General features: G+C 68.6%; 19 protein-coding genes and 1 pseudogene. 13 read left to right on the top strand and 7 right to left on the bottom strand.

The window, feature by feature from the left end:
* Nucleotides 1-337: 337 nt before the first annotated feature.
* Together xylB and QE392_RS06615 are read left to right on the top strand one after the other, a co-directional pair.
* Complete coding sequence (gene xylB / locus QE392_RS06610; protein WP_307449746.1) at nt 338-1729, top strand: xylulokinase; 1392 nt, start codon at nt 338-340, stop codon at nt 1727-1729.
* 171 nt (nt 1730-1900) lie between these two features.
* Nucleotides 1901-2050, top strand: coding sequence for a hypothetical protein (locus QE392_RS06615; RefSeq protein WP_307327419.1), 150 nt, complete (start codon nt 1901-1903; stop codon nt 2048-2050).
* Here the strand turns inward: QE392_RS06615 and QE392_RS06620 are convergent.
* Nucleotides 2026-2622, bottom strand: a complete 597-nt coding sequence (locus tag QE392_RS06620) for a hypothetical protein (protein WP_307449749.1) — start codon at nt 2620-2622, stop codon at nt 2026-2028. The genes QE392_RS06615 and QE392_RS06620 overlap by 25 nt on opposite strands.
* Before the next feature lie 437 nt (nt 2623-3059).
* Between QE392_RS06620 and QE392_RS06625 the strand changes: the two genes are divergently transcribed.
* From QE392_RS06625 to QE392_RS06635, 3 genes are all read left to right on the top strand, one after another.
* Nucleotides 3060-3197, top strand: coding sequence for a hypothetical protein (locus QE392_RS06625; protein WP_307449752.1), 138 nt, complete (start codon nt 3060-3062; stop codon nt 3195-3197).
* 110 nt (nt 3198-3307) lie between these two features.
* Nucleotides 3308-5731, top strand: coding sequence for a family 43 glycosylhydrolase (locus QE392_RS06630; RefSeq protein ID WP_307449756.1), 2424 nt, complete (start codon nt 3308-3310; stop codon nt 5729-5731).
* A 274-nt stretch (nt 5732-6005) separates the two neighbouring features.
* On the top strand, nt 6006-6140 hold the full coding sequence (locus QE392_RS06635; RefSeq protein ID WP_307449759.1) for a hypothetical protein: 135 nt from the start codon (nt 6006-6008) through the stop codon (nt 6138-6140).
* Here QE392_RS06635 and QE392_RS06640 read toward each other — a convergent pair.
* The 3 genes from QE392_RS06640 to QE392_RS06650 all read right to left on the bottom strand — a co-directional run bounded on the left by QE392_RS06640 (nt 6109) and on the right by QE392_RS06650 (nt 9445).
* Nucleotides 6109-6666, bottom strand: coding sequence for an AAA family ATPase (locus QE392_RS06640; RefSeq protein WP_307449762.1), 558 nt, complete (start codon nt 6664-6666; stop codon nt 6109-6111). The two genes, QE392_RS06635 and QE392_RS06640, sit on opposite strands and share 32 nt — an antisense overlap.
* A gap of 285 nt (nt 6667-6951) precedes the next feature.
* Nucleotides 6952-8508 (bottom strand): deoxyguanosinetriphosphate triphosphohydrolase family protein, encoded by a 1557-nt coding sequence (locus QE392_RS06645; RefSeq protein WP_307449766.1) that lies wholly within the window; start codon nt 8506-8508, stop codon nt 6952-6954.
* A 178-nt stretch (nt 8509-8686) separates the two neighbouring features.
* Nucleotides 8687-9445: a LysM peptidoglycan-binding domain-containing protein gene (locus QE392_RS06650; RefSeq protein WP_307449769.1), complete on the bottom strand. Its 759-nt coding sequence runs from the start codon at nt 9443-9445 to the stop codon at nt 8687-8689.
* A 200-nt stretch (nt 9446-9645) separates the two neighbouring features.
* On the opposite strand from QE392_RS06650, the gene QE392_RS06655 reads away from it, so the two are divergent.
* The gene (locus QE392_RS06655; RefSeq protein WP_307449772.1) at nt 9646-10623 is read left to right on the top strand and encodes a TIGR03885 family FMN-dependent LLM class oxidoreductase; all 978 of its coding nucleotides are present in this window, start codon (nt 9646-9648) and stop codon (nt 10621-10623) included.
* 158 nt (nt 10624-10781) lie between these two features.
* Here QE392_RS06655 and QE392_RS06660 read toward each other — a convergent pair whose 3' ends face one another.
* Nucleotides 10782-11723, bottom strand: coding sequence for a LysR family transcriptional regulator (locus QE392_RS06660; protein ID WP_307449774.1), 942 nt, complete (start codon nt 11721-11723; stop codon nt 10782-10784).
* A 172-nt stretch (nt 11724-11895) separates the two neighbouring features.
* On the opposite strand from QE392_RS06660, the gene solA reads away from it, so the two are divergent.
* The 5 genes and pseudogenes from solA (at nt 11896) to QE392_RS06685 (ending at nt 15750) form a co-directional block, all read left to right on the top strand.
* Nucleotides 11896-13140 (top strand): N-methyl-L-tryptophan oxidase, encoded by a 1245-nt coding sequence (gene solA / locus QE392_RS06665; protein WP_307449776.1) that lies wholly within the window; start codon nt 11896-11898, stop codon nt 13138-13140.
* Between the two features lie 93 nt (nt 13141-13233).
* Nucleotides 13234-13713: pseudogene (locus tag QE392_RS06670) on the top strand (ABC transporter substrate-binding protein); the annotation flags it as partial.
* Nucleotides 13714-13891: 178 nt separating this feature from the next.
* The gene (locus QE392_RS06675) at nt 13892-14059 is read left to right on the top strand and encodes a hypothetical protein (protein WP_373426447.1); all 168 of its coding nucleotides are present in this window, start codon (nt 13892-13894) and stop codon (nt 14057-14059) included.
* 87 nt (nt 14060-14146) lie between these two features.
* Nucleotides 14147-14983: an amino acid ABC transporter permease gene (locus QE392_RS06680; RefSeq protein ID WP_307449779.1), complete on the top strand. Its 837-nt coding sequence runs from the start codon at nt 14147-14149 to the stop codon at nt 14981-14983.
* A complete protein-coding gene (locus QE392_RS06685) occupies nt 14980-15750 on the top strand; it encodes an amino acid ABC transporter ATP-binding protein (RefSeq protein ID WP_307449782.1) in 771 nt (256 codons plus the stop codon). The genes QE392_RS06680 and QE392_RS06685 overlap by 4 nt, the downstream gene beginning before the upstream one ends.
* A gap of 303 nt (nt 15751-16053) precedes the next feature.
* On the opposite strand, the gene QE392_RS06690 is transcribed toward QE392_RS06685, so the two are convergent.
* Nucleotides 16054-16428, bottom strand: a complete 375-nt coding sequence (locus tag QE392_RS06690) for a hypothetical protein (protein ID WP_307449787.1) — start codon at nt 16426-16428, stop codon at nt 16054-16056.
* Nucleotides 16425-16907 (bottom strand): MarR family winged helix-turn-helix transcriptional regulator, encoded by a 483-nt coding sequence (locus QE392_RS06695; RefSeq protein WP_307449789.1) that lies wholly within the window; start codon nt 16905-16907, stop codon nt 16425-16427. Before QE392_RS06695 ends, QE392_RS06690 begins: the two co-directional genes overlap by 4 nt.
* Before the next feature lie 495 nt (nt 16908-17402).
* Here QE392_RS06695 and QE392_RS06700 point away from each other — a divergent pair, with 495 nt between their 5' ends.
* Nucleotides 17403-19682, top strand: coding sequence for an MMPL family transporter (locus QE392_RS06700; RefSeq protein WP_307449792.1), 2280 nt, complete (start codon nt 17403-17405; stop codon nt 19680-19682).
* Complete coding sequence (locus tag QE392_RS06705; RefSeq protein WP_307449795.1) at nt 19682-20641, top strand: aldo/keto reductase; 960 nt, start codon at nt 19682-19684, stop codon at nt 20639-20641. Before QE392_RS06700 ends, QE392_RS06705 begins: the two co-directional genes overlap by 1 nt.
* Nucleotides 20642-20947: the final 306 nt, after the last annotated feature.

A 20947-nucleotide genomic window follows, 5' to 3' on the forward strand; every position in this document is an offset into this window, starting at 1 on the left:
CGGGTGCCCGGTGGGTCGCCGTCGCCCCCGGTGCCCACCGGACGGCGCGGTCGGAGCACCTCTCCGTGGACACTCGACCCCGCCCGGCCGGCGCGGGCGCACGCGGCATCCCTCTCCGCCGAGAGTCCACGACACGCCGGGCAGGTCCCACCCGAAGCGGCGTGTCCTGGATAGTCGACCCCGCCCGGCTGGCACGGGCACACGCGGCATCCCCTCTCCGTCGAGTGTCCAAGAAACGCCGGGCGGGTCCCACCCCACGCGGCGTGTCCTGGACACTCGACGAGCAACAGCGACACCACCCGCGCCGATGACGGCGCGAAACACAGAAGGGCAGAGCATGGCGCTCGTCATGGGAGTCGACTCGTCGACGCAGTCGTGCAAGGTCGTCGTCGTCGACGCTGGCACCGGGCGCGTGGTGCGGGAAGGACGCGCCGCGCACCCCTCCGGCACCTCGGTCGGCCCCGAGGCCTGGTGGCAGGCGCTTCAGGATGCCATCGCCCAAGCCGGCGGCCTGGACGGCGTCGCGGCGGTCTCGATCGCGGGTCAGCAGCACGGAATGGTCGTGCTCGATGACGACGGCGCGGTGATCCGCGACGCCCTGCTCTGGAACGACACCCGCTCGGCGCAGGCCGCTCGCGACCTCATCGACGAAGTCGGGGCCGCCGAGTTCGCCGAGCGCACCGGTGCGGTGCCGGTCGCCTCCTTCACTGGCACCAAGCTGCGGTGGCTGCGGGATGCCGAGCCCGACAACGCCGCGCGCGTCGCCGCCGTCGCGCTCCCGCACGACTGGCTCACCTGGCGTCTGCGTGGTTTCGGGCCCGGCAACCCCGTCCTGGAAGAGCTCGTCACCGACCGCTCCGACGCGTCGGGAACCGCCTACTGGGGTGCCGACGGCTACGACCTCGACCTGTTCCGTCGCTCCCTCGGCCACGACGCGGTCCTCCCTCGCGTTCTCGGTCCCTGGGAGAGCGCGGGCACGCTCGCGGGCGGTGCGCTCGTCGGTCCCGGCGCCGGCGACAACGCCGGTGCGGCGCTGGGCCTCGGTGCCGGCGTCGGCGACGTCGTCGTGTCGCTCGGCACCTCCGGCACGGTCTTCGCCGTTTCGGACGCCCCGACGCGCGACACCTCCGGCACGGTCGCCGGTTTCGCCGACGCGACCGGGCGCTTCCTCCCGCTCGTCGCGACGCTCAACGCCGCCCGGGTGCTCGACGCCTTCGCGGGACTCCTCGGCGTGACCCACGACGAGCTCGGCGCCCTCGCGCTCGCGGCCGAGCCCGGGGCCGACGGGGTGGTGCTCGTCCCCTGGTTCGAGGGAGAGCGCACGCCGAACCTCCCGCACGCTCAGGCGTCGCTGACCGGGCTGACACTGGCATCCACGAACCGTCCGAACTTCGCCCGTGCGGCGATCGAGGGCATGCTCAGCGGACTGGCCGCCGGTCTCGAGGCGATCCAGGCGCAGGGCGTCGAGGTGCGGCGCATCCTGCTGATCGGCGGTGCGGCGGCCAACGAGGGCGTCGCGCGGATCGCCGCGCAGGTGTTCGACGCGGAGATCGTGGTGCCGGCCGCGGGTGAGTACGTCGCCCTCGGCGCGGCGCGACAGGCGGCGGGCGTCCTGGCGGGCGGCCCGGTCGAGTGGGCCGTCGCCACGACCCGGGCGGTCGATCCCGATCACCGCGCCGCCATCCGCGCGCGCTACGACATCGTCGCCGCGCTGCGTGCGGCAGAGTAGACCTGGGGCCGTCGGCATCTTGTAAGGGGGATGCCGGCGGTCTCAGCCCGTGACCGGCGCTCGCGGTCGACCATCTGACGCGTCGACGGGGGATGCTGGTGGTCTCAGCCCCCGTCGGCGCCCTCGTCAACCACCTGACGCCCCGACGCCGCCGCGCCGTAGGGTCCCGCCATGACCCGCATCCGCCTGCACGCGCCCACCCTCCAGCGCGACATCGACGTCGACGCCGCCGACGACCTGATCGAGGCCGAGGGGATGACCTGGGCCCGAGACGGAGACGTCGACGGCCTCCCGCGCTACGTGCCCGTCGCGGCGGGCTGAGGCGCCGCGGGCATCCGGACGGGGACGTCGTCGGGCTGAACGCGCACGTACGACGGCTGGCGCGCCGCCCGAACCCACGCGTAGGTGCGCGCACCCGGGACGGGATGCCGAACCGCGTCGAAGCGCAGGCCCTCGTCGGTTTGATCAGGGTCGAGTCGCACCTCGAGCACGGCGAACGGATGCCACGGCCCCCATGCCGTCGCGTGACCGAGCGTCAGGACCCACGGCGCGCCGTCGCTCGTCGGGAGCTCCCGTGGATCCGCCGCCGGCGGCTCGCCCGACCTCGTACGCGCGATGAGGAGGACCGGACCACGGTCGCCGCGATAGGGCAGCAGGGTACCGAGCCGCGCGTGCTCCGCGTGACGGTGCGCGAGCAGGGCGAAGCGCAGCGGCACGTTCCATCCGGTCGAGGCGAACTCGATGTCGGCGGGCCTTCCCGCGGCCTCGAAGCGGACGGCCAAGCCGATGACATCGGGCAGCGGTGCGGGGAGACCGAGCGAGCGCGAGAGGCGCGCGACGACGGGCACCGGACGCGCCGGGGCGTCATCGACGAATGCGAGGCCGGCGGACATGGCATCCGGTATCCACCGCATGTGGCCGCTCAGAACGACTCCGCGAGGGTGGATCGGGCGCGGGTGCCGGAGGCGCTGACCGAGCGCGGAGGCAGCCGCCAGGACGGCGCCCACAGTGCGTGCCAGGGGAGAACCCGTGAAGGAGGGGATGCCGGTTCGGGGGTGCATGCGCTCATCGCACCGCGGGGCGACCGCACAGGCCGAGGGGGTTGCACGTCGGTGTCGACCTTGCACGCCGGGAGACGCCGATCTCAGCCGGGAAACGACGCGGCGAGGACGCGAAGCGAGTTTGTTCGTCGGATCTCCCTATGACTCCGTTGTGGGTCGGATCGGTCAGCGGTAACTTCGCTGCCAGTTAGCGCTCACACGGACCCCCGGCCGATGACGCGAGGCTCCACGGCGGAGCGATCTCTTCTCGGCAAAGGAGCCGCGACACGATGAAACGCCTTTCGACGCACCTCCGTCGGCCGCGACTCCTGCGCGCCGCCTCGGCCGCGGGTGAGGTCGTCGCGCTCGCCGCGGCACCCCTCGACGGCACCCCGGCCACGACCGAAGCCCCCACCTGCGGGCGATGAGCGACGGCGTATCGCTTCCCCCGACGCCGCCTCCGGGGCCTTTCGGCCCGGAGGCGACCGCCGGCTCCTGAGAGCCGACGACCTCCCCACACCGACGAAGGAGAGAGAACGTGCAACGAATATCAAGGCGACGCACCCCGTTCCGGGCGCTCGCATCGGCTGCGGCCGGGGTGCTGCTGGCGGCGGGTTTCGCCGTCGCCGCCCCCGCCAACGCCGCGCAGGAAGAACTCATCGCCAACGGCGGCTTCGAGAACGGCACGACGACGTGGTTCTCGAACAACGGCAACGCGGCCGACGGAGCCACCCTCGCGCCGACCACCGACGCTTTCTCCGGATCGCAGGCGATCCGCGTGACGCAGCGCAAGACCACCGCATCGGGTCCGATGCAGGATCTCTCGGGCAAGCTGCAGGCGGGTCAGACCTACACGGTCAAGGCGCGCGTGAAGTACGACAACCCCGAGAGCCCCGCGACGAAGCAGTTCTTCGTCACGATGCACTACGGCGGCGGCACCTACACCAACCTCGGCAGCGCGACACCTGCGCGCGGTGAGTGGGGCTACGTCAATTCCACCTTCACCATTCCCGCCACCCAGAGCGTCGCGACCACCCGACTGTTCATCGAGACCCCGTGGACCTCGGCCGCGAACGCGGCGGCCGCTCCGGCCACCCACCTCATGGACTTCACCGTCGATGACGTCTCCCTCGTCGGCGCGGCACCGCCCGCCCCGCCGTCGAAGACCATCGAGGTCGTCGGCAAGCTCCCCGGCGAGCACAACCCGCTGATGGGCCACAAGTTCGGCGCTGACGCCTACGGGTTCGTGCACGACGGCCGCGTGTACATGTACATGACGAACGACACGCAGGGCTACGCCCCCGACTCCAGCACCGGCATCTCGCCGCAGATCAACTACGGCGCGATCAACCAGATCACCCTGATCTCGTCGGACGACCTCGTCAACTGGGTCGACCACGGTGAGATCCAGGTCGCGGGTCCGAACGGCATCGCCCCGTTCACGGGCAACTCGTGGGCTCCGGGCATCGAGAGCAAGGTCGTGAACGGCAAGGAGAAGTTCTTCCTCTACTACGCCAACGGGGGCGGCTCGAGCAACGTCGTGACCGGCGACTCCCCGCTCGGCCCCTGGACGAGCGAACGCACCAGCACGCTGATCAACAGCAGCACTCCCGGTGCGCAGGGCGTCAACTGGCTCTTCGACCCGGCACCGCTGGTCGACGACGACGGCAAGCAGTACCTGTTCTTCGGCGGCGGCCCGGCCTCGACGAGCTTCCCGGCCGAGGAGCGCTTCAACAACCCGAAGAACATCCGCGTCATCGAGCTCGGCGACGACATGATCTCGACGAAGGGCACGGCGGCCGTTGTCGACGCTCCCGTCGCCTTCGAAGCGGCTCAGGTGTTCAAGCGCGGCGAGAAGTACTACCTGTCGTACTCGTCGCACTTCGGCGGCAACGACTTCGGCGGCAACCAGCCCCGCGTACCCGGCTACCCGGGCGGCGGCGAGATCGGCTACATGATCTCGGACGACCCGATGTCGTGGCCCAAGGAGGCGTACGCCGGCGTGATGTTCCCGAACCAGTCGCAGTTCTTCGGCGCGGGCACCGGTGGCAACAACCACCAGTCGGCGTTCGAGTACGAGGGCAAGTACTACTTCTCGTACCACGCGCCCACGCTCAACAAGCGCATCAACGGCAACACCACGCAGGGATACCGCAGCGCCCACCTGCAGGAGCTGACCTTCAAGGAGGACGGCACCGTCAACCAGGTCGTCGGCGACTACGCCGGTGTCGAACAGGTGCGTGACTTCACCCCGTTCCGCACCTTCGAGGCCGAGACCCTCGGCTGGACCAAGGGCATCGCCACGGCGAAGATCGACGGCGGATCGGCCGAGTTCGGCGCCGCGGCGCCGAACCTCGTCGTGAAGGACATCGACAACGGCGACTGGACGGGTCTGTCGTCGGTGGCGTTCGGTGAGCAGGGTGCTGCGAAGGTGAGCGTCAAGGTCAAGCCGCTGCAGTCCGGCGGGTCGATCGACGTGCGCTCCGGCAGCGCCACGGGCCAGATCCTCGCAACGATCCCCGTCACCGGCGAGGCCGGTCAGTGGACCGAGCTGTCGGCCGATCTGGCGGGCGCCACCGGAACGCAGGACGTGTACTTCACGTTCAACGGACCGACCGGCGACCTGTTCGAGATCGACACGTACGCGTTCACCGAGGCCGAGGCGGCACCGTCGCTCGACGTCGAGGCCACGGCTTCGGTCCGGTGCGTCGCGGGCAAGGCGTCCGTCGCGGTGCAGGTGACGAACAACGACGACACCGCCGCCGCGGTGGAGGTCTCGTCGACCTACGGGACGAAGACCTTCGCCTCGGTCGCGGCCGGCAAGGTCGCGTCGCACGTGTTCACGACCCGTCAGGTCGACCTCGCCGCCGGTGAGGTCGCGGTCACCGCGACCGCGACGGTCGACGGCCAGCAGGTGCAGTCCCAGGTGAGCGCCGCCTACCCGGCGCGCTCCTGCGGCTGAACCTGCGCCTCTCGGTGCGGGCCCCGAGCCCGCGCCGAGAGGCATCCGCCCCGCCGTCGGCATCCGCATCCGCCCTGCCGTCGGCATCCGCATCCGCCCTGCCGTCGGCATCCGCATCCGCCCCGCCGTCGGCATCCGCCCCGCCGCTTTCGCCGCCCGCGGCGGGCGATGCCCGTGCCGAAGGGCGGCCTCGATACCCCCCTCTCCGACGACCGGACTGCCCGGTGGTCATCTGTTGCGACCGGCAACACGCCGGTCGGAAAGTGAAGAAATCATGACGTCGTCCCAGGGCTTGTCCGCCCGTATCGCCGTGGCCGCCGCCGGCGGCCTCCTGCTCGCCGGTTCCGCCGGTGCCGCCTTCGCGGTCGATGAAGTCGTCAGCGCACGGCATCCCGCAGAGGTCCGGTGACCCACCGCCCGACATCTCGTTGGCGGTCGAGGCGCACCACCGGCAGCTCAGGACGCAGAGCCGCGATCCTGTCGCGGTAGATGTTGCGCGTCGAGAACGACCACCGCACGATGTGCTCGGGGTCGGTGAAGAACGTGTGGAACGGCGGTTCGACGTTGCCGTTCCATAGCCGCTGTCGTGTCACGCGTCGACGCACCGTCCGCGCGACGACGCGGGGGAGCGTCACGGTCGTGAACGGCAGGTCGAGCCAGACCACCAGGTCGGCGCGTGCGGTCAGCAGCGGGCGCGCGTCGCCGTACTGCCACTCCGTGACCCACGCGTCGCGCGCGACGAGAGCGCGCACGTCGTCGAGGAACTCCGGCCGCGGGGTCCAGTCGGGGCCGTGGAAGAGCGCGTCGATCTCGATGTGCGGGATGCCGGCCACCTCGGCGATGCGCGCCGACAGGGTCGTCTTGCCGACGCCCGAAACCCCGGCGACGGCGATGCGCCGCGGGCGTGCGGGCAGCGGGTCGGTGGCGCGGAGCATCCGGCCACGCTACGCCGCGCAACGCTTCGCGCGCAGGCCGCGTCGATGAGCCGCAGGCCTCAGGGGAGGCGGCCGTCGGGCGGGAGACTTCCGCCCACGCAGCCAGCCGCATGTGGCCCCGGGGCGCTCGACGTGGCCCCGGGGCCACGCGCACTCCGCCTCAGCTGGCCGCACGCCGTTCTACAGCCGCTGCCCCGGCGCCCACAGCCGGCCGCATGTGGCCCCGGGGCGCTCGATGTGGCCCCGGGGCCACGCGCATCCCGCCTCAGGTCGCGGCACGCCGTTCTACAGCCGCTGCCCCAACGCCCATAGCCGATCCGCACGCCCCGAGATCGCCTCCGAGAGCGCGAACGCCTGCGAGTCGGTGAGGGATGCCACGTAGTCGACGATCCCGCGGGATCGCGCGAGGCGCTCGGCTTCGGCATCCGAGGGGCGGCGTTCGGAGGGGAGGGTCGCGTACTGCTCGCGGGCGAGGGCGATGAGCTCGCGCAGGCGCCGCGGGGTGCGCGCGCGGTCGAGGTCGTCGTCGAGCCATTCGCCGAGCGCGCGCACAGAGCGAGCGAGGATGCGGCTCATGCCGCGCTGCTGAATCGCGAGGTCGGGGCGGCTGAGCACGAACCGCTTGTGCACGAACTTCAGCACCTCGACGTGGTGCCAGGCCCACGGCGACAGCACGACCGGCCCCGCCCGTGGGGTGTCGAGCGGTCGCAGTCGCGCCGACTCCTGGAACCGGCGGATCCACCGATCGGTGAACGCGGCGAGCCGGCGCTCGGCCGTCAGCGACCCGTCGAACGGGCGGGCGAGCAGGTCGGTGACCATCTCGGCATCCACGTCGCTGACGGCGGCGAGGAACGCCTCGTCATCGGCGATCCACGGGTCGTCGCGGCGCATCTTGCGGCGCAGGCGCTCCAGCCCGGCGCCGGGTGCGAGTTCCGCGCGCACTTCGGCGTCGTCGCGTTCGCGCCACTCGAGCACGTCGTCGAGCCAGCCGCGGAACTCCGCCGCGATCGGCGCGTGATCCAGGATGCCGGCCCGGTAGAAGTCGTCGACGTCGTGCACCGAGTACGCGATGTCGTCGGCGAGGTCCATCACGGCGCCCTCGATGCTCTGGCGGAGGGGCTCGGCATCCACCCCCTCCCGGGCTGCGGCGAGGTCATCGAGGTCGAGGTCGTACGCCGAATACTTGTGCACGCGATACGCGCCGTCGGGGGAGCGGCGGATGCCACGGGGCGGGCCGATCCGCTCGACGTCGGCCGCGGCGACCGACGGCGCCCATGGGTACTTCGCGGACGCCGCGCGGACGGCGGCGGTGAGGTTGAGCCCGCGCGGGGCGTTCTCGACGACATCGAGCGCGGTGAGGATGCGGTAGGTCTGCGCATTGCCCTCGAAGCCGTCGGCGAGGCCCAGCTCGTCGCGGGCGAGGCGGTGGAGCGTGGACTCGCCGAGGTGCCCGAACGGCGGGTGGCCGAGGTCGTGCGCGTAGGCCGCGGCCTCGACGACCGTGGCATTGCAGACGTCGCCCTCGCCGGCTTCGCGCGCACGGGTGTTGAGCTGCAGGGCCACGACGCGGGCGATCGCGCTGACCTTCAGCGTGTGCGTGAGGCGGTTGTGCACGGGCGCGTTACCTATGGAGGGCGACACCACCTGCGTCACCGCCGACAGGCGCGAGAAGTACGGCGAGAACTGGATGCGTTCGAGGTCGATCGACCACGGATCGGCGTGCACGTCGTCGCGGTCGGGATGGATCCGGGATGCCGGGTTGCCGATGACGGTGTCGCGCTCGCCGTCCGCGCGGTCCGGGTGCGCGTCTTCGACGGGGGGAGTGGTCTCGTGGTGGAGCAAAGCGGTCCTCTCGCGGCGTCGGCGACGTGGCTCCACGCTAACGCGCCGATTCGACCACCGCGTTACCCGTTAACGAGCGGCGTACGGAGCCACGCGGCCGGGTCAGCGGACCGCGAGAGGACGGGGTGTTGCGTGAGGTCGTCCGTGCCGGCCGGTATGCACCCGAGCTGACGAACGGTCAGGCGAACATCTGCCGGAGGATGCGGAGGTCGCCGACGTCGAGGGCGTTCGCGATGAGGTCCGCATCGGCGGGGTTCGGGAACAGCCCGGACAGGTCGTTCTGGAAGATCACGCGCATCGCATCGACGTCGCCCGCCTGCGCAGCAGTGCTCATCGCCTCGACCGCGTCCTGATACGGGATCTGCTGGTAGCCGGCGGGTGCGTCGTCGGGGGCGAAGTACGGGATCCACGGGATCGACTCATCGGGGTGCAGCAGCAGAACCTCGCCGGGGTGAATCGTGCGGGTGTGGTTGAGCTGGGCGATCGTCAGGGCGTTCGCGATACAGAACCGTTCCGCGATCGCGTCGAGGGCGTCGCCGGCGGCGACGGTGTACGTCACGATCGCGCCCTCCGCATCCAGCCCGGCGCTTCCCGCCGCGAATTCGCGTGCGCCGCGGTCGAGGAATTCTCCGCCCACGCTGGCCGTCATCCGGCCCAGGTGCAGCCACGCCGGGTTCTCGCAACCCTCCGGACTGTTCCTCGGGATCATCGTGCCGTTTCCCACGTCCACGTAGTCGTCGCCTAACGGGTCGACCGTCTCCGCCGTGTCAACGCCCGCCCCGGACCGCGGCTGCTCGGAAGGCTCCGGAACCTGCGCGAAAACCGGCCATGAAGCGAGCTTCCCCTGCACGGCCGCCACCGTCGGCACCGCCATCGCGAACAGGCCGGCCACGACGAAAGCGGACACGCCCACGGCGACTTTTGCGGCTCGGTTCATGCGATGAACGTATGCGAATCGCACTGCTCAGGGAAGCCGCGAGCCACGATCGCGCGGGCGTTGGAGCTCGGTGTCGAGGGCACCTCGCCGGGCGGCTGTACTCGCACGCATTTTTCGCGGGATGCCGCAAGCCACTGTCGATGCAATACCGGGCCGCTAGAAACGGGCCTATCGCATCAGCCGGCTGCAGGGAGTTCTCGATGACGATCTACGGGTATCACGCCTCACACGAGCAGGTCGCCCCGCGCGAGCTCCTCGCCTCGGTCAAGCGCGCCGAGCAGGCGGGCTTCGACGCGGCGATGTGCAGCGACCACCTCACCCCGTGGAGCGAGCGGCAGGCACACTCCGGCTTCGCCTGGTCGTGGCTCGGTGCGGCGTTGGAGGCGACGTCACTGACGTACGGGGTGGTCAACGCCCCCGGACAGCGGTATCACCCGGTCATCATCGCCCAGGCCATCGCGACCCTCGAGCAGATGAACCCCGGCCGGTTCTGGGCCGCGCTCGGGTCGGGGCAGGCCATCAACGAGCACATCACCGGCGACCGGTGGCCCGATAAGGACACGCGCAAGGCGCGGCTGCGCGAGAGCGTCGACGTGATCCGCGCTCTGCTCGCGGGTGAGGAGGTCACTCACGAGGGGCTGATCACCGTCGACCGCGCTCGCGTGTGGTCGCTTCCCGCCACCCCGCCGCCGCTGATCGGCGCCGCCATCACCGAGGCGACGGCCGGATGGGCGGGAGAGTGGGCCGACGGCCTCATCACCATCTCGCAGCCCCTCGATCAACTGCGTCGGGTGGTCGGCGCCTACCGCGACGCGGGCGGCCGCGGAGACGTGTTCATCCAGGCGCAGGTCAGCCTGGAGGACACCCGCGACAAGGCGCTCGCCGTGGCGCACGATCAGTGGCGCACGAACATCTTCCCGTCGCCGCTGAGCTGGGATCTGCCCACCGTGGAGCACTTCGACCAGGCCGCCGAACACGTGAGCCAATCCGCTGTGGCCGAGGCCGTCTTCTGCACCGCGGATGCCGGTGAGCTCGCCGAGCACCTGCACGCTTTCGAGTCGGTCGGTGCATCCCGCGTCTACATCCACGGTGTGACGCAAGACCAGGCCCGCTACATCGACCGTATGGGGGAGCAGGTGCTGCCGCAGCTGCGCGTGCCCGCGGGGACCGGCGTCTGAGCGCGATCTCGTCTTCGGTCGGGCGCGCGGACTCCGGGGAGCATCGCGAGACGGAGAGCGTGCGATGACCCCGCTCCGTCTCGTGACGCCGCGACGGGGGCCGCGAGCCAGAGCCGGTCTTCGCGATCGACGGACCGTGGGTCGGGTCGGCGCGGTCGTCAGGTGTCGAGGTTGAGCACCATCTCGCGGCGTCCGAGGGCGCGGTCCTGGTCTCGCCGGCGCAGGAGCTCGGCTCGTACGGCGCGGATGAAAGCGCTCATGACCGGGTTGGGCTGCCCTGACAGCCACACCATCGACAGGGGGGTCGCCGCCCACTCTTCTTGGATCGGAACGAAACGGACACCGGGGATCGGAATGTAGGACGACACCGACGGCATGATCGAGACGGCCAGCCCGCATGCAACGATGCTGAGCAGCGAGAGGTCGTTCGCTGCCCGCAACGGAATCCGCGGATTGAAACCCGCCCGGATGCACGCGGTCAGAATGCGGTCGAAGGCCTGCGGCGCGTCTTCCCGATGGAACGTCACGAAGTCTTCATCGGCGAGGTCGACGAGAGAAACGCTGTCGCGGCCGGCTATCGGATGGTCGGCGTGGACGGCGCACACGAGCGGCTCCATGCCGACGTAGTCCACCTCGAAGCGGTCGTCGATTCCCCAGACGCGCGTGAATCCGAAATCGATCGAACCGCGGGCGATGTCGGAGAGGACCGCCATTTCTTCGCTCTCCTCGATCAACAGGCGGACCGTGGGGTGGGTTCGCCGGAAGTCACGCACGACCGTCGGGAGCAGGCCGCCCAGGACCGAACTGTTGCTTCCCACGCGCAGGGGGAAGACATCGGCGACGACGGAGTCGAGGAGCGCCTCCGTCTGATCGATCTGCTGGAGGATGCGCTTGCCTTCGGCGAGCAGCAGATGACCCGCCGGAGTGAGCCGGGGAGCCATTCTGGCGCGCCGCTCGAACAACCGTGTACCCAGCCGTTTCTCGAGTCGGGCGATCGCCTGACTGAGCGGTGGTTGGGTCATCTGCAGGCGTGCGGCCGCTCGCGTGAACGACAGGTCTTCGGCGACCGCTATGAAGTACGTGAGTTCACGGATTTCCATCCCGCGGCGTCCTCTCATATCCGCTGCATATGAGACTACGCACTTTGGATATTTGGCGCAGGGATGTGACGCGCGGGTAAACAGGCTTTGTCGAATCGGCGGGACGGGGATGACAGGTCGTCCGCATCCGCCCGCCCGATTCGCGGAAGCCGCGACAGGAAGAGAAGGACTCATGACCGGAAGCACCACCCCCCTCGAGGCCGATGTGATCGTGGTCGGCCTCGGCGCCTGGGGATCTCAGGCGCTGTGGCGACTCGCGTCGCGCGGGGTCCGCGTGATCGGCGTCGAGCGCTTCGGCATCGGTCACAACCTCGGCTCGACCCATGGTGCGACCCGTCTCTTCCGCATCGCCTGCATGGAGCACCCGGGGCTGGCGCCGATCGCGCTGCGCGCTCGCGATCTCTGGTACGAGCTCGGTGCCGCAACCGGGCAGACGCTCCTGCGTCAGACCGGGGGGCTGATGGTGGGACCGGCTGACGGTCAGGTCGTGACCGGGACCCTGCGTGCGGCGGAGCACGCCGGCATCGATGTCACCGTGCTCGACAACGCGGAGCTGGCGAAGCAGTTCCCCCAGTACGCGGCTCTCGGGCCCGACCACATCGGCGTCTGGGACCCTGCGGCGGGTCTCGCATATCCCGAGCGGGGCGTGCGCGCCGCCGTCGCCGCGGCCGAGGAACTCGGCGCGACGGTCCTGTCGGACACGCGCGTGACGAACATCGATCTGGTCGATGGTGGCGTCGTCGTCCGGGCCGGTGGGTACACCCTGCGCGCGCCGAGGATCGTCATGGCGATGGGCGCATGGATGCCGAAGTTCGTCGATGTCCCGCTGGTAGCCCGACGCACACCGATGTTCTGGTTCGAGGGTGAGAACCCGGGCGACATCGAGGCGGGCGGCGCCTACGCCCTGGAGAATTTCCCGGTCTTCATCCGACAGCTCAGCGACGGGACGAGTCTGTGGGGCCACGGCGCGGACACCGAAGACGGCGACGGTTACGCCGTCAAGATGGGCCTCGAAGACGCGGGAGAGGTCTTCAGTGACGCGGATGCGGACGAGGTCGACCGGTATATCCACCGCGATGCTGATACGACCTTGCTGTCGGAGGCGGTGGGGCGGGCCTTCCCCGGCATGAATCCCGAACCGTTCAAGGCGATCCCCTGCATCGTCACCAACTCGGTCGACCGTCAGTTCGTCATCGGCCGTCCGGGCGGCGACGAACGTATCGTCATCGCCGGCGGAGACAGCGGCCACGGGTTCAAGCACGCCCCCGCCATCGGTGAGATCCTGGCGCAGCTCGTCCTCGATGAGGAACCGTTCACCGACGTGGCCTTCATGAGCCCCGACCGCACGTACGACGGTACGTCGTGGGCCGACGACATGACCGTCGCTCCCCGTGCGGTCGCCACTGCTCAGAGCTGACCGCGCTTGCGCCGAGTCCCGGCATCCCTCACCCGCTTCACCTCCAGAGCACCACACCACCCGCACCACCCGAAACCCGAAGGAATGACCCCCATGAAGACCCTCAGAGCCCGACGTCTGGTGCCATTGGCCGCCGTGGCGGCGGCTGTCCTCGTGCTCGCAGCATGCTCCGGCCCCGCTGCCGACGAGACGTCCAACGAACTCGACACCCTCAGCCCGGGGACGCTTCGCATCGGTGCGACCGGGGACGCCAAACCCTACGCCTACACCGAGAACGGCGAGTTGAAAGGCTTCGACGTCGAGATCGCCCGGGAGGTCGCCAAGAGGCTCGGCCTCGAGCCGGAGTTCGTCGCACAGGAGTTCTCCGCCCTGCTCCCGGCCGTCGCGAACGGTCAGCTCGACATGGCTGCCGCGTCCATCAGCGACACCGAGAAGCGACGGGAGACGGTGGATTTCAGCGATCACTACTTCATCGGCTACATCTCGGTTCTCGCCGCCACGTCATCCGGTATCACCGACGACGTCTCATCGCTCGCCGGTAAGCGGTTGGGGTTGGTTCAAGGAACCATCCAGGACGAATACGCACAGGCCAACTTCGCCGGAGCGGAACTCGTTCGTTTCCCCGACAACAACAGTGCGATCGCAGCCCTGAACTCCGGGACCATCGACGCCCACTTTCCTCGACTTCCCCGTCGCCGAAGACTACGCCGAGCAGTCGGGCGGGAAGACGGCGATCGCGATCAACGTGCCGGTGCCCGATTTTCCGGTCGGGTTCGGGCTCCCCAAGGGCAACGAGAAGCTCGCCTCTGCGGTCAACGGCGCGCTCGCCGACATCATCGCCGACGGCACATGGCTCGAGATCGACATGGCCTACTTCCCGGACCAGCCGGTTCCGGCGCAGTTCCAGCCCACCACCTGAGATCCGCCGGGCCCGGCGTGAGGCCGGGCCCGGCCGGCGGGATCCCGTCGGCATGTACACGTCCCGCCCCCGACTGCAAGGACCACCATGGATTTCCTCGACGCACTCGCCAACATCGCCCGGAGCTTCTTCGACATCGAGGCCATGTTGCGAACCCTGCCGAACGTACTCGCGTACGGGCTTTGGAACACCCTCATCCTCGCGCTCAGCGCCACGGCGGTCGGGATCGTCGTGGGGCTCCTGCTCGCGATGATGGGCACGAGCCGCCATGTCGTTCCGCGGCTGCTCAGTCGCGTCTACACCGATGTGTTCCGAGGCTTGCCCGCGATCCTGACGATTCTCATCATCGGCACCGGTCTCGCGCCCATCTTCAATCTGTTCACCCGCGGCAATCCCTATCCGCTCGGGATCCTCACACTCAGCCTCATCGCCAGCGCGTACATCGGGGAGATCTTCCGTGCCGGAATTCTCGCTGTCGATCGCGGCCAGCTCGAGGGCGCCCGAGCCCTCGGGATGAGCCACGGTGATGCGATGCGCCTCGTCGTCATCCCCCAGGGGATCCGGCAGGTTCTGCCGTCGCTGGTCAACCAGTTCATCGCGATCGTCAAGGACTCCTCGCTGGTCTACTTCCTCGGTCTCATCACCACTCAGCGAGAGCTGTTCCGCATCGGACAAGACGAAGCCGTGACCAGCGGCAATCTCTCCCCGCTCGTCCTGGCCGGCATCTTCTACCTCCTGATCACCGTTCCCCTCACCCACGTCGTCAACGCGCTGGATCGGCGTCTGCGCGAGGGACGCAGGCCCCGCCGGAGTTCGGCGACGATCTCGCCGCCGCCGCACACAGCCGCCGTCGACGTCATATCCGCGACGCCCCGCGACGCTTCCCCCAGCCGCACGACGACCACCATCGGAGGATCACGATGAACGCGCTGACCACCGCTGCCGTACGGGCCGACTCCCTGCCCGCGGCGGGATCGCTGCAGATCCGCGGACTGACGAAGAATTTCGGCGATGCGCAGGTCCTGCACGGGATCGATCTCGACGTCCCGGCGGGCAGCACGACGTGCATCATCGGTCCCTCGGGCTCGGGCAAGTCCACGGTCCTGCGATGTGTGAACCGCCTCGAGGAGTCCTCCGGGGGGACCATCCTGCTGGACGGTGCCGATGTGAGCCAGCTGAACGACGACGTCCTGCGCCGACGCGTCGGGATGGTCTTCCAGCACTTCAATCTCTTCCCGCATCGAACGGTGATCGACAACATCACCCTCCCGCTGCGGCGCGTCCGGCGTATCTCGAAAGATGCCGCACGACAGATCGCCCTCGCTCGACTCGACGAGGTCGGACTCGCCGAGAAGGCGGACGTACGGCCGTCTTCGCTGTCAGGCGGACAGAAGCAACGCGTCGCGATCGCGCGCGCTCTGTCGATGAGCCCGGAGGTGATGCTTTTCGACGAGGCCACGTCGGCGCTGGATCCTGAACTGGTCAAGGGGGTCCTGGCCCTCATGAAGGGCTTGGCCGAAGCGGGGATGACGATGGTGGTGGTCACCCACGAGATGGGCTTCGCCCGCGAGGCGGCAGACAACGTCGTCTTCATGGACCGAGGCGTGGTCGTGGAATCCGGGTCACCCGAGGACATCTTCGACCGCCCTCGCACGCAGCGTCTCAGGACGTTCCTCGAACAGGTGCTCTGAACGCCTGCTGCGGTGCGGACCCGATCGATTCGCACCGGCGGGAAGGGGGCGGCCGGTCGACCACTCTCGCGCTGGGACACGGCATTCGGAGGGATTTGGCATGCGAAAGGAAGGCGATCCGAGCGATCCGGGGACTCGCTGACTTCGGGGCGCTTCCTACCGGCCCACCGCACCGACTCGGCATGGCGCGAGCATTCGCCGCGGCGCAGGAACCGATCGGTTCACATCATTCGACCGACGCGCGTGTGGGGCGTCGCCCCCGCCTCCTTGTGACGACACGGCAACTCGCCGCCGCGGAGGAGATCAGGCGGGTGGTGGGCCGATCACCGCATCCGTTCCTGTTTTGGTGGGTGCGAGGGTCACTGCGTCGCCGGTGAACAGAAATGTTTGCGCGTAGCGGCCGTCGATTTGGGAGGTCAGGAAGGTCCCGCGTGGGCCGTCCTCGGTGAACCAGGCGCTGTCGCCTGCGGTGTAGTCAGCGACGAGGGCGTCCCACTCACCCTGCGTAGCCGGCGAGCAGTCGGAGGAGTCGTCAGGATTCTCGCTGTCGACGCAGTCGACCCCCTGGGCCGATACGGGCACCGGCGGCAGCTTGATCGCCCCTTCGGGGAGCACACGCGCGACCACGGTCAGATCCGGCGACGGGTCTGTGATGTTCTCGCACGTCGCCGCGGTCACTCCTTGTCGAACTCAGCCTGAATAGCGCGGAGCGCCGTGGTCGCGCGATCGAGGCTCACAACGAATGCTGCTCGATCCTTCCCGTCGAATGCTTGCGCGAGGGAGTCTTCGACGTGGCGCACAGCCTCGTCCGCACGTAACACGAGCTCCTCGCCTGCGGGAGAGAGAGTCGTCACGAGGACGCGGACGTGAAGCGGAGAATTCTGGCGCACGATGAGATCTTTCGACTCGAGATTGCCGAGAATCGTGGCCATCGTCTGAGGGCTCACGAGCGCCGCTCGCGCGAGCTGAGCCGCCGACTGCCCCGGGAGATAGTGGAGAGCGAGCAGAGCAATGTACTGCGGGACCGTCAACCCAAACGGCTTCAGGGCGCGGGACTTGGCAGCGATGAGGGCTTGCTCCGCCGCCTTGAGGTGAGTCCCCACGCGCTCTTGCAGCACCCGCTCACCCTCGGCAGCACGGACCTCTGCGTCTGGCATCGCACTCTCCATATTTCTGAATCCTAGGCCTCGCAACAGAGATCTGGCTGAAATCAGAGCTCGCGCACTCACCCCAGGTCGGATGCGGATTCCCTGGCGCTGCACGGGAGATCGACCGGGCCCGTAGTGCACGTGGGTCAGAGTGCACCCTAGTAACAGAGGTCTGCTATAAAGTTGAGTACGAACGTGCGACAGCGCACATACTCAGGAGTGAGGATGAGCATCGACCCGGGGGCAACGTTGATCGAACGAGCACAACGAGCACAACAGACCGAGAACCGGACGTCGTTGACGCCACCAACGGTCGTGATGCCAGTTGCCGGGGGTGAGGCAACATGCGTCCTGCGTTTTGACCTACCAGTGCCCAGGCAACATGCGCCTGCGTAGAACTGCCCGACCCAGCTGCCGCTGCACCGAGGTTCACGATCCTGGACAACGTCCTGCTCGAGACTCAGCCCAGCGCTGACTTCGCAGAAATCTGAAGAAAGAGACGACATGAAGAAGCGCATTCTTCCCGCCCTGATGGTGACCGCGTGGGCGGTCGTCGCCGTGGTCGCCGCGCTGAGCTCCTCGAACATCGAGCAGACGTTCAAGGAGGTGAGCTGGACGCCAGCCAACTCCCAGTCCAGTCAGGTGGACAGCTCGCTGGCGAAGGGCTTCACCGGATCCGGCGCGACGAGCTTCGCCGTGGTCGTCACCGACCACGACCACGAGGCTGGCTCGCCGGAGTTCGCGCGGCGTGTCTCCGAAGTCGCGGATGCTTTACAGAACGACCCGGAAGCGGACGTGACTTCGATCATCGGATACTCGAACGCCGGGCAAGCCCGCAGCGAGTTCCTCGGCAAGGACGACAGAACCGCGCTGTTTCGCATCGGCAGCTCGCTCGACGCGAACGCGATGGCGATAGTGGTGACGGGTTTCCAGGATCGCCTGAGCACAGAGTTCGATTCCCAGGGTCTGACGGTGCAGCTGGTAGGCACATCCGCGTTCCTTGCCGAGATGACGACGGCGAGCTCGGAGGGCCTCGGGCACGCAGAATTCATCGCGCTGCCCGTCATCGTGATCGTCCTGCTCGTGCTTTACGGAAGTGTCGCAGCAACGCTGCTCTCTCTTGCCGCATCCGGGATCGCGATCATCACCTCGCTGGGTATCGTGGACCTCATCGGCCAATCCATCGAGATGTCCAACTTCACTCTGAACTCGGTGACGATGCTCGGCCTCGGCGTGTGCGTCGACTACACGCTCTTCGTCGTTCGGCGATTCCAGCGACAGCTAGCCGAAGGCGATTCGCCCGGTGTCGCGCTTCGCATCACGATGCGCACTGCGGGCGAAGCGGTCCTCGCCTCGGGATTGACCATCGCGATTGCGATGTCCGCACTGTTCTTGGTCGACTCCGCCGTGATCCGTTCGATCGCAATCGGCATCGTGGTGGTCGTCCTGCTCTCCGTATCCGTCGCGCTGATCCTCGTCCCAGCCGCTCTCGCGCTGCTGGGATACCGCGTGAACTGGATACGCATGCCCCGGGTCATCACCGGTCGCCGTGGCCGGGCGTCGACGGCCGGCCCTATCAACCCCGTCGTCCAGGCTGTGCAACGACGGCCCGTCGTCTCGCTCGTCGCAGGTGCCGCGGTTCTCGCCGCGCTCGCAATACCAGGCTTGCACCTGAGCGTCGGCGGCGCGGACGCCGGCGTCGCCCGCACCGACTCTGCGGTACGGCAGGGTTTCACGACGATCGCGGAGCAGTTCTCGGTCGGCGCGACGGCCCCCATCTCCGTCCTCATCCGTGCCGACGAAGGGTCTCTGACGAGCCTGGACGACAAGAGCATCGTCGCGCTCCAAGACGCCATCGCCGCGAGCGAGAACGTCGACGACATTGTAAATCCGATCGACATGCTGTCTCAGATCTCGCCCCAGAATCCTCTCGCCGCGACATCTCCCGAAGCCCTCGATCGCGTGCCCACCGACGTTCGCGGCGTCCTCACGACGGCCGTCTCCGCCGACGGTGATCGACTGCTGTTGACCGTGCTCCCGAACGGATCGGCAACAAGCGACACCGCGCGGCAGGCGCTCCTCGATATCCGCGGTGCCGTCGCAGATCATCCCATCGCCGGGGCAACCATCCGCATCGGCGGCGAGACGGCGATGAACGAAGAGTCCACGGAGATCATCGAAGCGGCTCTGCCCGGCGTCGTCGCGCTCATGCTCGCCGTCATCCTCGCCCTCCTCGTCCTCACCTTCCGATCCGTCCTGGTTCCCCTGGTGACCGTCGCGCTCAACGTCCTCAGCGTCGGAGCGACCTTCGGCATCCTCGTGCTCGTCTTCCAACATGGACTGCTCACCGAACTCATGGGGATGACACGGCTCGGGCACCTGATCAACTGGGTACCCGTACTGCTCATCGCGCTCCTGTTCAGTCTCGCCACGGACTACCAGGTCTTCATCCTCTCCACGATCCGGGAGCACTTCCGCGCAGGAAGGACTGCTCGCGAAGCCGTCGCGCGTGGGATGAGCGACACCGCCCCCATCATCACCGGCGCCGCCCTGCTCATGGTCGTGGTCTTCGGCGCGTTCGCATTCACCGGAGTCGTGCCCATCCAGCAGTTCGGATTCGGACTCGCCATCGGAGTCCTCCTTGACGCCACGATCGTCCGAATGGTCCTCGTCCCGGCGACGCTCACCCTCCTCGGCAAAGCATCCTGGTGGCCCGGCTCCAAGACCACGGCAGCCGCCCCGGCACCGTCTGCCGCCGAACCCGCTCTCACGAAGGACGCATGATGCCCAGCGAAAACGCTCTTCTCCCCCACCGCCGCGTCGGTGGAGTGCTCGTCAGCGGCCTTGGCCTGGGATGCATGCCGCTGACGATGAGCTACGGACGCGGGCGCCCCGGGCGCGCCGGCCACCTGATCGCCCGCGCCCTCGATCTCGGCGTCACGCATTTCGATACCGCCGACATGTACGGATCAGGCGCCAACGAACGCGTCCTCGGCGCAGCAATTCGCCATCGACGCGACGAGGCCTTCCTCGCCACCAAGGTCGGCATCCGCTCCCGCGCCGGGATCCCTATCGGCGTCGATGGGCGCCCGGAACACATCCGTCGCGCGATCGACAACTCACTCAGACGTCTACAGACGGACCATCTGGACCTGTACTACCTTCACCGCCCTGACCCCTCGGTCCCTGTCGAAGACAGCATCGGCACCCTCGGTGAGCTCGTCGCCGCAGGCAAGGTCCGACAGATCGGCGTCAGCGAGTTCACCGGCGAACAACTCAGGAAAGCACACGCGGCGCACCCGATCAGCGCGCTCCAGACCGAGTGGTCGATCTTCTCCCGTGGAATTGAGCAGGACGCACTCCCCGTCGCCAGAGAACTCGACATCGCCATCGTCGCTTACGCCCCCCTCGGACGCGGCATGCTGACAGGGTCGCCGCAGGCGACCACGAAGCTACCTCTCCTCGACATTCGCCGGACTCTGCCCCGCTGGAGACGTGCCAACCTCCGCGCCAACCTTCGCGTCGTGGATCAGGTTCGGAGCGTCGCCAACCAGCTCGACGCATCCCCGGGACAGGTCGCGCTTGCCTGGCTGCTCGCTCAAGGGCCCGATGTCATCCCTATTCCCGGGACCACCAACCCCGCGCACCTCGAAGACAACGTCAGCGCCCTGCACGTACAGCTACCCGCGGCCACCCTCCAGATGCTCTCGGGACTCAACGCCCACGGCACCCGGTACGTATAGAGCCCAGGGCGCGATGTCTCGGGCGAGCACGAGCGCAACGCTCTCGCGCGCGAGATCGCGCCCGTTCTTGCCCGTCCTGCCCCGGGACTGTCCGCCTGACGATGTACCTGGGCTGTATTGACGTGCTGTTCCTCGGGTTGCTGAAGCGGCCGTCGAATCGGGTGTCGAAGGCGTTGAGGGCTTTCTTTCAACGTTGGGTCCAGCGGGCTGTGCCCCTCCCTGTGGGGTCGAGGGCCATGAGCAGCTTCTTCGACGCAGAGCCGGCAACCATCTCCCATTACCTCAAGAGAGCCACCGCACTCCTGC

It is taken from the genome of Microbacterium proteolyticum (assembly GCF_030818075.1).
Taxonomy (GTDB): Bacteria; Actinomycetota; Actinomycetes; order Actinomycetales; family Microbacteriaceae; genus Microbacterium; species Microbacterium proteolyticum_A.